Genomic DNA, 11,803 nt, shown 5'->3' with positions numbered 1-11,803 from the left:
TTCACGTCCCAGCTCCCCACCATTATTTTTTCTTTTTCTTGCTATCTGCAAGTGCTTGTTTTTGTTGTTTGATAATTTGGTTATATGTTTGACGCACTTTTGCTTCATTTGGTTTTTGACCCGCAGCTGACATCATGGTACGAACAGCGTCCACATTCAAACGAGGATTTTCAGCCAATTCTTTCTCCATTTGTTTGCGGGCGAAGTAAGCGCCTCCATAAAAACCACCCAAAAGGGCTACAAAAACAAGAATAATCCAAAGGACGGTGTTCATAAATTCATTTCTCCTATAACGTTGATTTACCTTATATTATAGCAAAAATGGCCCCTACTGACAAATAAGACGTTGATTCTTAAAAACGTCTAGAAAAATAGTTTTTTCGTTTAAAATACCGATAAAATGAGACTTTCAGTATTTTTCACTTACAACTGTAAAGGACTTGTAAGATTTCTAGAACAAAAATAGGTTATTATATAGGTTGTGGAATTATTATTATGTTTATATAAAGGGGTTTATTTATGCTCAAGGAAGCAACTATTTCCGAACGAAAAATTGTCAACGCATTTATTGAACTCTTAGAGGAGAGTTCACTCGAACAAATCAGCATCACAGATATCATCAAGAAGGCAAATCTCAGCAGACCGACCTTCTACTACTACTATTCAAATAAGGAAGATTTGGTTGAAACAACCTTCTCAAAGATTTTAGATAAAATCTCAAGTATTCTTCAGGAAGACATGACCTACCAAGAGGGTGTTGTCACTGAAATGCTACGATATCTTAAGGAAAATCAAAAACTCTGTCTCACCTTGATGACACACATTCCAAACATCAATGAGATGATTCGTGAATTCATTATCGAGACTATCCTTAACTCTGATATTGAAAATGTTACAGAGCTCATGGAACAAAGCTATCATATCCCTGCCAAATATTCATTGGAAGTTTATGTTAGCACCATTGTTACCATTTTAACACTATGGCTCAAAGAAGGCTGTATCGAATCCCCTGAGGAGTTAGCCGATATCATTCTTGAAGCTGTCATCATTAAAGTAAAATAAGCTAGAGCCTTTAAGGCCTAGCTTATTTTTTTGTTAAATATCAAAATCAAAACCATCAAGAGTGGCAAAGTAATCATTCATCGTCTCTGCACGACGAATCATACGAGCTGTGCCATCTTCTTGGTAGAGAATTTCTGCAGAACGAAGACGTCCGTTATAGTTGTAACCCATTGAGAAACCATGAGCACCTGTATCGTGGATAACCAAGGTATCTCCAATACGAGCTTCTGGCAATTCACGGTTCTTAGCAAACTTATCATTATTTTCACAAAGCGAGCCTGTCACATCAACTACTTGAATATCACCATCTGGATTAGTCATATTCGTGATGTGATGGTAGGCATCGTACATAGCTGGACGGAGCAAGTTAACCGCAGAAGCATCTACACCAACATAGCGACGATAAGTGTCCTTAATATGAAGAACCTTAGTAACGACAAGGCCATGAGGTGCTGTCATGAAACGCCCAAGTTCAGTGTAAATACTGATATGTCCAAGACCATTCGGAACAAGGATTTCATCAAATTTAGCATGAACCCCTTCACCGATAACGGCAATATCATTTTGTTTATTGGCTGGTGTGTAGTCCACTCCAACACCACCTGATAAGTTGATAAAGTCAAGACTAACACCAAGTTCATTCTTGATTTCTACCGCCAATTCAAACAGTTGAGCAGCCAAGGTTGGGTAATACTCATTCGTTACTGTATTTGATGCTAAGAAAGCATGCAAGCCGAATGATTTCACTCCTTTTTCTTTAAGGTAAGCATAGCCTTTGAAGAGCTGTTCCTTAGTCATCCCAAATTTTGATTCTTCAGGATGATCCATGATATCAGTACCGAGAGAGAAGACGCCCCCTGGGTTAAAGCGCAAAGAAAGGGTTTCAGGAAGTCCTGCAGCCTCTTGCAAGAAAAAGATATCTTCGTAAGCATCAAGGTTAATTGTCGCATTAATATCACGAGCGTAAACAAACTCTTCTGCACGTGTATCATTAGACGTAAAGCTAATGGCGCTACTATCAAAACCAATTTTCTTACTCATGACAAGCTCTGTATCGGTCGCACAATCGACGCCACACCCTTCTTCCTTCAAGATTTTGAGGATTGCTGGATTAGGTGTAGCTTTTACAGCAAAGAATTCTTTAAAACCTGGATTCCACGAAAAGGCTGCGTTAACTGCACGCGCTGTTTCACGAATACCTTTTTCATCGTAAAGATGGAAAGGTGTTGGAAATTCTGCAGTGATTTGTTCAAGTTTATCAGCCGTAATAAAAGGTGTTTTTGTCATTTGATTCTCCATTTTTTACAATAGTAATCCTATTATAGCATAAGAAAAGGCTTGAAACCCAATTTTCTAATAATCTCAAGGCATATTTCATGATACAATAGACCTATAACCTAAATAAAATAATGGGGGATTATTTATGAAAAAATATCTTTACTCTGGGGCTCTTGCTCTAGCAGCCATCTTAACGCTCTCAGCATGTGCCAAGCCAAAACTTGATGCCAAGCTTTCTGTTAACGATATTGTCTATATGTCAGGAAGCGACCTCAAGCTCAAGGATGACCAAACCCTAGTCGAAGTTTCATTCAAACTCGAGAATACTTCGGAAGATATGGAAAATGAGCTCAAAACATCTGCTAAACAATTCTACCTCAAAGATAAAGATGGTAAAAAAGTTACAGCAAGCAAGCTCGATAAGGGCGACCTACCTACTCTCTTCAATAAAAATAAGAACGTAGAGGACGCTACAGATGACTTTGGAAAGCTTGAAGCTGACGACTACAAGACTGTCTCACTCTTTTTCGAAGTTAACAACAATGAAAGCTATAAACTCTATTTTGAATCAAAAGATGAGAAAACAGAGGGACAAACAGTTTCTACTAGCCTAAAAGATTTCGATGGTAAAACAACTACCAATGTTAAAAAGGCTATTGACGCTTATTTCAATGCAGTTCTTCTAGGTGGTGAAAGCAAAGACTACAGCAAATTTGTTTCTAACGACTTGGATAAAGCCAAGGGCGAACTTAACCAATATTTCTCAGATAGCCTTCAATACAGCTATGATGATACTGATCATATCAAACCAACCGGTGATGAAATTCCAAAAGTTTTTGGTTGGGTCCAAACTGCTAACCGTGAACGCGGTAGCTACACTGTTGATAACATTATCGTCGCTAAAGATAAAGCAGAGTTTAACGTCAGCATGTCAACTATCAGTATGAAAGCTGCAGACGATGCCTATGGTGCTAATCACCCAAATCTCACAGATGACCTTAAAAACTACCTACAAAGCAATGGTGCCAACGCTGGAAATGTCGACCAACTAACAAGACAATACTACATGGAAACTTACCTACCGAATTCAATCAAAGAAGTAAGCCCATCAGCACCAAAGACAGAAGGAACAAATATCTTTGATAATTACTCAGTCGAGCTTACTAAAAAAGACGACAAGTGGGCCTTCCCAGATAAAGATAGCTATGTCGGAAAATGGGAGTACTACCCACTCTTCTACGCTTACACAGGTCAGCAAGGGACAATTACAAAAAACTATTAGACATTAAAAAAAATCAGCCAGGTGGCTGATTTTTTTACTAATTACGTCTAGCAAAGAGTCGCAAGATATTCAAGAATAAGTTAATGAAATCCAAGTAAAGACTAAGTGCCATAGAAACTGCCCATCCATCTGTGACTTGACCATTGGCACCGTAGTAAACCTTTTTAATCAACTGGTTATCGTAGGCAATTAAACCAGAGAAAATAAGAATTGATACAATACTAATCACAAAACTCATCATGCTACTTGCAAAGAAAATATTAATCAAGCTAGCCACAATAATCCCAATCAAGGCTGCCATAAGGAACTTAGCCATGCCTGATAGGTCTCGCTTAATGCTAACTCCGATAAGGGCCATGATAAAGAAAACAATGGCAGTGCTAAGGAAAGCTTGAAAAACTATAGCTTGCGTGTATTGAACGATGATAAAACTAAGTGTAAATCCATTCAAAGCGGAATAAACCAAAAATAAAGGTAGGGCTGCAGGTGTATTTCTTCGTGCAGCACCGCTAGCCAAAAAGACCAAACCAAACTCTAAAAAGAGGGCTGCCATGTAAACCCAAGAATGATTCATGAGAATATTGACAAAAACATGAGAGAGAGGGAAGAGCATCAGATAAGAAATGACTGCTGAAAGTCCCACTCCCATACCAACAAGGCCATAAATCTTTCCGAAAAAGCGGCTTAAGCCCGCATCACTAGTCGTATAAATTGCATTTGATTCCATAGTTATCTCCTAAAAATAATGAATTATTGGTGGTGGCTTTGTAGGGTCTTACGACGGAAAAACTTACGATTTTTAATTCGATTTCGTAAGGGTGTCGCTGCTTCTTTAACCGCCCAATACTTATCCACCATAGTAACAATATAAGATTCCTTATACTTCGGCGGTGCAATCGTTGCTCCCCACATATGCTTGAGGATAATATCCTCTTCTTTTTTGTTCAAATTAACAAGCTTTCTAGCATTACGAACAGCAATACGTGGGTGTACCCAAGCATGACTCTTGTTAAATTTAGTCACTCGCCAATCATAATAGAAAAAGTCATGTAAGAGACCGCCTCGAGCAGTACTCTTGGCATCCCAGCCAAATTTTTTAGCAATCTTATAGCTGGTGTAACTAACATTAACCGAGTGTTCTAAACGTGTCGAATGATGGTGCTGTACAATCCCATCCAATTTTTGAAAACGTGGGTGTGAAATCAAATGTCCCACAACTTCCATGAATTCTTTATCATCTTCTGGTCGTTTCATAATAATACCTCATTAATGTTTCTAATGCTTCTTCATTATACCACTAGTGCTTAAAATTACTTTAAAAGTCAGTTGTTTTCTCCTAAAATCATCCTTGAGACCTAGAGACTAAACATGAGAATTCCTGCTGCAACAGCAACATTCAGACTCTCCGCCTGACCTGGCATGCTAATATGTACGAGTTGATCAGCAGACTTAGCCATATCCTGACTAATTCCTTGCCCCTCATTTCCCATCACTAAAGCAAAATTGCCATCTGTCTTAACTGCTTTATAGTCAACGGAAACATCTGAGAGAGTCGTTGCCAAGACGGGTACCCCTTGCTTTTTGCAAGTCTCAACCATGTCAAGAATAGGTCCACGATAGATTGGAAGATGGAAATGACTTCCCTGCATAGAACGCAAGGTCTTTTGATTATAAATATCAGCTGATCTGTCTGACAAAAAGACTCCATCATAACCTGCGGCATCTGCTGTTCGAATCATTGTTCCAACATTGCCAGGATCCTGAACATCCTCCAAGAGCAGATACTTCCCTGAGAGAGACTCTGGCAAAGCTTGGGATTGTTTAGCAACTTCTGCCACAATCCCTTGGGGGGTCTGAGTTTCACAGAGCTCCTTGAGCACCTCCGGACTAACCAACTTCACCTTAGCTATCTTAGCCACACGATCAGCCATTTCCTCAAGCACGAAAACTTGAAGAATATCGGCACCACTTGCCTTTGCTTCCTCAAAAAGATGCCATCCTTCTAAAAGATAACTAGTTTTACGGTGCTTGCGCTGCAATAATTTTCTAGCAGACTTAATGCTAGCATTTTGCTTTGATTGAATGATTTCCATACACTCATTATACCAGAAATTCCTTGATAAATCTTGGACTTGACCGACTTTATAGCAAGGATTATACTAAAGGAAAGAGCTTTCAAAAGGAGGTCATGGACCATGCAAAAAGTACGATTATTAGTCTCAGGAAGAGTACAAGGTGTTGGTTTTCGTTATTCAACCTATGCTCTGGCACTAGATATTGGAGAAATATACGGTCGGGTTTGGAATAATGACGATGGAACTGTTGAAATCCTAGCTCAGTCAGACAATCCTGCTAAGTTAGCTAAGTTTATTCAAGAAGTTCGAAAAGGACCTTCAAAATGGTCTAAAGTAACCTATGTCGATGTGACCATGGCAAACTTCTCAAATTACAGCGATTTTCGGATGGCTAATTAAGAGGAAGCCACCGTTTTTAGCTTGTTCTCTTTCTTAAAAAAAGGTAAAATAGACAAGTATAACTAAAAAACAAAAGGAATGATATTGTGAATAAAAATCAAAAACGTCTAGCCCTGATGGGGCTTGCTGCCAGCATGCTACTCTTCCTATCAGGATGTGTGAGCCTTGATAAGTCTGGTAATCCTACTGGTTGGGTCTGGAACCTCCTTGGTCGCCCTATGAGCCACGTCATCACCTACTTCGCAGATAATCTTGGTCTCGGCTTTGGTCTTGGTATTATCTTTGTTACCATCATTGTTCGTTTGATTATCTTGCCACTTGGTCTTCACCAATCTCGTAGCGCAGCCTACCAATCAGCAAAACGTGAGTACCTTGCGCCTATCTTGGAACCAATCAACGAACGTTTGCGTAACGCCGAAACTCAAGAAGAAAAAATGGCTGCCCAGTCTGAACTCATGCAAGCTCAGCGTGAAAACGGTCTAAGCTTGATGGGTGGTGTCGGCTGTCTTCCTCTATTGATTCAGTTCCCATTCTTCTCAGCACTCTACTACGCAGCACGTTACACTCCTGGTGTACTCCAAGATAACTTCCTCTGGTTTAACCTTGGTCACCGTGACTTCCCATTGATTATCATCATCGCAGCTCTTTACTACTTCCAATCTTGGTTGTCTATTCAACAAGTTCCTGAAGAGCAACGTAAACAAATGGCAGCGACGATGTACAGTATGCCAATCATGATGATTTTCTTTGGTATTAGCTCACCTGCAGCCGTAATCCTCTACTGGTTTGTTGGTGGTATCTTCTCTATTATCCAACAGTTGATTACCAACTACATCATCAAACCTCGCTTGAAAGAAAAAGTTGCTGAAGAGTTCAAAAAGAACCCTCCAAAAGCACCTCGTACAACACCAATCAAGCGTAAAGATGTGACACCAAAAAATACTCAAGCAATTGCAAGTAAACCAAAGAAAAACCGTAACGCCGGTAAGCAAAATCGTAAATAAGCTACAAAGCACTCTTGGCAAATACCAAGAGTGCTTTTCTTATAGATTAATTCAGACTAGCCTAACTCCTAATAACGCCGGCAACCAAAAAGGGAGTGCGACAGAACAACTGTTTTGTCTCACTCCCACTAGTTTCAAATATTGGACACCTTAATGCCAACAGTCACTTAGGCTGTTTTTTCTACACTAAGGATTTCTACAGAGTAGCTACCTGCTGGTGATTCGATAGCGACTTTGTCGCCAACTTTCTTACCAATCAAAGCTTGAGCAATTGGGCTTTCATTTGAAATCTTACCTGAGAAGATATCAGCACCGGCTGCACCAACGATATGATAAGTATCTTTGTCGTTTGTACCAACTTCTTGAACAACAACAGTTTTACCAATTGCAACCTCGTCATTAGCAACAGCATCACTATCAACGATTTCTGCATAACGAATTTTTGTTTCAAGAATCTGAATTTGTCCTTCAACAAAGGCTTGCTCGTCTTTGGCTGCTTCATACTCAGAGTTTTCTGAAAGGTCACCATAAGAACGTGCAATCTTAATACGTTCTACAACTTCTGGACGACGGACGAGTTTGTACTCCTCCAATTCCGCTTCAAGTTGTTCTTTCTCTGCTTGTGTCATTACATATGTTTTTTCTGCCATTTTTTTCTCTTTTCTATTTTTTGAGCCGTTGGCTGTATCATCAAAATCACTATTCGTTTGCTTGATTTTAATGAGCCAATCAGACTATTTATCTTTTAGTTTGCTGTTAATGTAAGTTTCAACGTTATGCTGATGCTCTTCATAGCTTTCAGCAAAATAGACATTACCAGTGGTTACATCTGCCACAAAGTACATGTACTTGGTAGATGATGGATTGATAACCGCTTCAATCGCAGACAGACTAGGACTATCCACAGGACCTGGCATCAACCCCTTATGAACATAATCATTATAAGGGGAGTCAATGTTTGTGTCAATAGTTGCATCTTCTTTCAAGGTCGTTTCCTGACCAAGTTTTCCAAGAGCATAAAGAACTGCGATATTACTTTGTAGAGCCATGTCTGAGTTTAGACGATTATAGAAGACGCTAGCAATATTTTTACGGTCGTCATCTGTAGCTCCTTCTTTTTCAACGAGAGAAGCTAGGGTCAAAATCTCATTAACATTATGTCCACTAGATGAAATCGTCGCATAGTAAGGTGATAGGTAGGTGTCCATCGTTGACAACATTTCCTCTGCCAAAGATTCCACCGTTGTATCATCATGAATGTTATAAGTCGCTGGGAACAGATAACCCTCTAGGACATACTTAGCATCCGTAGAATTCGGAAGGTTTGCCAACAAGGTTGGGTACTTCGCTTTCATCTTAGTAATGAAAGCATCATCCTTCATTAATTTCAAGAAATCTTTCGCCTTAAGTCCAGTTGATGATTTTTTGCCTTTTTTAGCTGAAGAATTAACTTCAACTGCCTTGGCAATTTGATCGATGGTATATCCTTCTTTGACCAAGACCGTACCAAGAGATGGCTCCTGAGGTTTATCACTTCCTTTTTTCTGAAGTGCCTCAATAATTTCATCCATGGTCATGCTAGCCTGAAGGTTGTAATAACCACTTTTCAGATTTGAGATGTTCTTAAACTTGGTATAGTAATTAAAGACCTTACCAGACTTAATAACACCAGCTGATTCCAAGAGTTGTCCGATATAACTGCTACCTGAATTTTCGGGAATTTCAACACTAACAAACTTAGTTGAATTAACATCTTTTGCGCCAACAGCATCACTAACATAGCGATAACCAAAGAATGTAGCTACTGACAAGATAAGTAGCAAGAAGATAATAATGTTTCTTGCAATTTTACCAGCACGACGGTTATTTTTATTGCGTTTGTGATTTCGGTTAGAACGTGAAATCGGCTCTTCGTCGACAATATCAGCCTGTTTAACATCTTTTGGCGAAGACTTTTTCTTCTTCACTTTCTTGCCTTTCTTTTTCTTAGGTTTTCCAGAGGGTTCTAGAGAAATACTCTCATCATCCTCATTACCATCAGCTACTAGCTCTGATTGAACCTTTTCTTGCGAAGCTTGGTCACTTGTTGCATGATGTTCCTGCAAGAATGCTTCTTTTTGACGTTCTGAGGTCAATTTGGCCTCCAATTCTTTAGGGTCTGTATAAATAGCTTCGTTAGACTTAGCTTCAATGAGCTCCTTAGCCACATCTGCAGGAATATACTCCTCTTCAGATGCTTCGTTAAGACTAGTCTCCCAAACTGGACGTTTAAAACGGCGTTTCGACGTTTCAGTCTCCTGAGGAATATTTACCTTTTTCGCCTCCTCAATTGGCTCTTTAGGAATAGACGCTAGGTTTGAATGAGCATCAGATGCTAAAGACTCCGCTTGAGAATCTGAAAACAAGCCAAGACTATCTTGTTGAGAATCTCGGGCTGTCTCAGAAGTCATAGATTTAGCAAAGACACTGTGAGAAACAGAATGTGAACTAAAATCTTGGTTACTTACTTTATTAGACGCTGAATCACTACGAGTTGTAGCGCTCTCAGCTGACGTTGAAAGTGGTGTCTCGGGCATAGTTGCACTTTTATTATGCTCCTCCTCACGAAGAGAACGGAGCCGTGTCGCTTCTTGTAAGTCTCGGAGAATCTGATTTTTGAAGCTTAGGCTATCTTCAGCAGATTCTGAGTGTTCATTAAACTTGTCCGTCAAGGCATACCTCCTCTATAGTAACAAACGCCATTATATCTTAAAAAGTCAGTTAATGCAAATCAATTGGTCCTTTGTCACAGTAACGTAACACTGAAATCAATGGGTTTCTGGGTTCTCCCAGACCATATTATACCAAGAGCTTCCACCATGATTTGATTCTGATTCTCCCTCATCAGTGAAACCATTCATCTCATAGTAGGCAATCAGGTAATCATGGCAAGTCAAGCTAATACCTTGGCGTTTTTGAGCAATAGCCAGATCTTTAAGCGCAGCAATCAAAGCTGTCCCAATACCTTGCCCTTTAAAATCTTTGGAGATAGACAAACTAGTAACCGCAATAAAGCCTCCTTGACTAGCATTAGGAACCACCTTATGGAACAAGTCATCTGTAAGATAACGTTCCGCAATCACAGGCCCTTCAATGTAGCCAGCTACAACACCATCAATTTCAGCAATTAGAAAGGTATCACAAATCGTCTTTAAACGCTCCGCAATAGCCTCTGGAGTTGCAGCCTCTTCGGGTGAAAAATTATCTTGTTCGATACGGACAACATCAGCCCAATCATCCTCTCGGGCATGTCGAATAAGCATATTAAATTCCTTTCTATTAAGAGAAAGAGCTGAGCGAAATCGCTACAGCCCTTAATATATTACATGTGTGTTTGCAAGCTTGCTAGGAGCTCTTCAAACGAGCGTTCGTAAAGTTGGATGTCCCCAGCTCCCATAAAGACATAAACAGCATTGTCATGGTCAAGGAGAGGTGAGACATTTTCAACTGTAACCACTTTGACCGGTTTATTGATCTTAGCAGCAAGATCTTCAACCTTAACATCACCATGGTCAACTTCACGCGCTGAACCATAAATTTGCGCCAAATAAACAGCATCTGCTTCGTTCAAAGCTTCAGCAAATTCATCAAGAAGGGCAATGGTACGTGTGAAGGTATGTGGTTGGAAAATAGCAACAATCTCTTTAGATGGGTACTTTTGGCGTGCTGCATCAAGCGTTGCAATAATTTCAGTTGGATGGTGAGCAAAGTCATCGATGACAACAGTACCACTGATAATTTTCTCTGTGAAACGACGTTTAACACCTGAGAAAGTTTTAAGGTGTTCTGCAACCAAGTCCATGTCGAAACCAGCTACATAGAGGTTCCCAATAACCGCAGTTGCATTCAAGATATTGTGACGACCATAGGCTGGCACATGGAATTCTCCAAGAATTTGTCCATCGTGTTTTACCTTGAAATTAGACCCTGTCGTTGTACGAACAATGTCTGTTGCCATAAAGTCATCATTTTCTTCGAAACCGTAGTAATAGATTGGCGCATTGGCTGTAATCTTACGAAGGTGTGGATCCTCACCGTAAACAAAGAGTCCTTTTTGCACTTGCTTAGCATAATCATCAAAGGCAGAGAACACATCATCGATACTTGTAAAGTAATCAGGATGGTCAAAGTCAATGTTAGTGATGATTGAGTATGCTGGGTGGTATGGCATGAAATGACGTTCATATTCATCAGACTCAAAGACAAAGTATTGTGCATTAGCAGAACCTCGACCAGTTCCGTCACCGATAAGGTATGACGTGTCGGTGATATTTTTCATAACATGTGACAAGAGACCTGTTGTAGAAGTCTTACCATGTGCACCTGCCACACCAAAGCTAGTGAATTGATCCATGAAGTGACCCAAGAACTCGTGATAACGCTTAAAGCTGTAGCCATTTTTAATCGCATAAGCAACTTCAACGTTGTTGTCTTCACGAAAGGCATTCCCAGCAATCAATTCAACATCTTCTGTGATGTTTTTTTCATCAAAAGGAAGGATAGGAATACCTGCTTGCTCAAGACCACGTTGTGTGAAGTAATATTTTTCCACATCTGAACCTTGAACCTTGTGTCCCATTTGGTGGAGCATCAAAGCCAAAGCTGACATACCAGATCCTTTAATTCCAATAAAATGATAAGTTTTTGACATAGTTTCTCCTTAC

13 protein-coding genes are annotated in these 11,803 nt (G+C 39.8%); 4 read left to right on the top strand and 9 right to left on the bottom strand.

Features of this window, described 5'->3' with window-relative positions; all coding sequences use genetic code 11:
- Positions 1 to 22: 22 nt before the first annotated feature.
- Positions 23 to 274: a YneF family protein gene (locus A6J31_RS10690; RefSeq protein ID WP_002883695.1), complete on the bottom strand. Its 252-nt coding sequence runs from the start codon at positions 272 to 274 to the stop codon at positions 23 to 25.
- A gap of 245 nt (positions 275 to 519) precedes the next feature.
- Here A6J31_RS10690 and A6J31_RS10685 point away from each other — a divergent pair, with 245 nt between their 5' ends.
- Positions 520 to 1,062 carry a TetR/AcrR family transcriptional regulator gene (locus tag A6J31_RS10685; protein ID WP_002883702.1) on the top strand — a complete coding sequence of 181 codons (543 nt, stop codon included), beginning with the start codon at positions 520 to 522 and terminating at the stop codon, positions 1,060 to 1,062.
- Positions 1,063 to 1,095: 33 nt separating this feature from the next.
- On the opposite strand, the gene A6J31_RS10680 is transcribed toward A6J31_RS10685, so the two are convergent.
- Entirely contained in the window at positions 1,096 to 2,349 is a 1,254-nt protein-coding gene (locus A6J31_RS10680; protein WP_080611179.1) for a diaminopimelate decarboxylase, read from the bottom strand.
- A gap of 136 nt (positions 2,350 to 2,485) precedes the next feature.
- Here A6J31_RS10680 and A6J31_RS10675 point away from each other — a divergent pair, with 136 nt between their 5' ends.
- Entirely contained in the window at positions 2,486 to 3,622 is a 1,137-nt protein-coding gene (locus A6J31_RS10675) for a DUF5105 domain-containing protein (protein ID WP_080611177.1), read from the top strand.
- A 37-nt stretch (positions 3,623 to 3,659) separates the two neighbouring features.
- Here A6J31_RS10675 and A6J31_RS10670 read toward each other — a convergent pair whose 3' ends face one another.
- From A6J31_RS10670 to A6J31_RS10660, 3 genes are all read right to left on the bottom strand, one after another.
- Positions 3,660 to 4,349, bottom strand: a complete 690-nt coding sequence (locus A6J31_RS10670; protein WP_045771718.1) for a Bax inhibitor-1/YccA family protein — start codon at positions 4,347 to 4,349, stop codon at positions 3,660 to 3,662.
- Between the two features lie 23 nt (positions 4,350 to 4,372).
- A complete protein-coding gene (locus tag A6J31_RS10665) occupies positions 4,373 to 4,876 on the bottom strand; it encodes an HD domain-containing protein (RefSeq protein ID WP_002883682.1) in 504 nt (167 codons plus the stop codon).
- Positions 4,877 to 4,977: 101 nt separating this feature from the next.
- Entirely contained in the window at positions 4,978 to 5,715 is a 738-nt protein-coding gene (locus A6J31_RS10660) for a TrmH family RNA methyltransferase (RefSeq protein WP_080611175.1), read from the bottom strand.
- Between the two features lie 102 nt (positions 5,716 to 5,817).
- Here A6J31_RS10660 and A6J31_RS10655 point away from each other — a divergent pair, with 102 nt between their 5' ends.
- A complete protein-coding gene (locus A6J31_RS10655) occupies positions 5,818 to 6,096 on the top strand; it encodes an acylphosphatase (RefSeq protein ID WP_014633865.1) in 279 nt (92 codons plus the stop codon).
- A gap of 86 nt (positions 6,097 to 6,182) precedes the next feature.
- Positions 6,183 to 7,100, top strand: a complete 918-nt coding sequence (gene yidC, locus A6J31_RS10650) for a membrane protein insertase YidC (protein WP_002886520.1) — start codon at positions 6,183 to 6,185, stop codon at positions 7,098 to 7,100.
- 167 nt (positions 7,101 to 7,267) lie between these two features.
- Here yidC and greA read toward each other — a convergent pair whose 3' ends face one another.
- The 4 genes from greA to murC all read right to left on the bottom strand — a co-directional run bounded on the left by greA (position 7,268) and on the right by murC (position 11,790).
- Positions 7,268 to 7,750, bottom strand: coding sequence for a transcription elongation factor GreA (gene greA / locus A6J31_RS10645; RefSeq protein ID WP_002883697.1), 483 nt, complete (start codon positions 7,748 to 7,750; stop codon positions 7,268 to 7,270).
- Between the two features lie 84 nt (positions 7,751 to 7,834).
- Complete coding sequence (mltG, locus tag A6J31_RS10640; RefSeq protein ID WP_070655643.1) at positions 7,835 to 9,811, bottom strand: endolytic transglycosylase MltG; 1,977 nt, start codon at positions 9,809 to 9,811, stop codon at positions 7,835 to 7,837.
- Between the two features lie 96 nt (positions 9,812 to 9,907).
- Complete coding sequence (locus A6J31_RS10635) at positions 9,908 to 10,402, bottom strand: GNAT family N-acetyltransferase (protein ID WP_048673905.1); 495 nt, start codon at positions 10,400 to 10,402, stop codon at positions 9,908 to 9,910.
- Positions 10,403 to 10,461: 59 nt separating this feature from the next.
- Positions 10,462 to 11,790: a UDP-N-acetylmuramate--L-alanine ligase gene (gene murC, locus A6J31_RS10630; protein WP_064525544.1), complete on the bottom strand. Its 1,329-nt coding sequence runs from the start codon at positions 11,788 to 11,790 to the stop codon at positions 10,462 to 10,464.
- Between the last annotated feature and the right edge of the window lie 13 nt (positions 11,791 to 11,803).

The sequence above is a fragment of the Streptococcus sp. FDAARGOS_192 genome (assembly GCF_002073815.2).
GTDB classification, from domain to species: domain Bacteria; phylum Bacillota; class Bacilli; order Lactobacillales; family Streptococcaceae; genus Streptococcus; species Streptococcus salivarius_H.
Note: the sequence above shows the minus strand (reverse complement) of the source record. Positions and strands in the feature narration are given on the sequence as shown.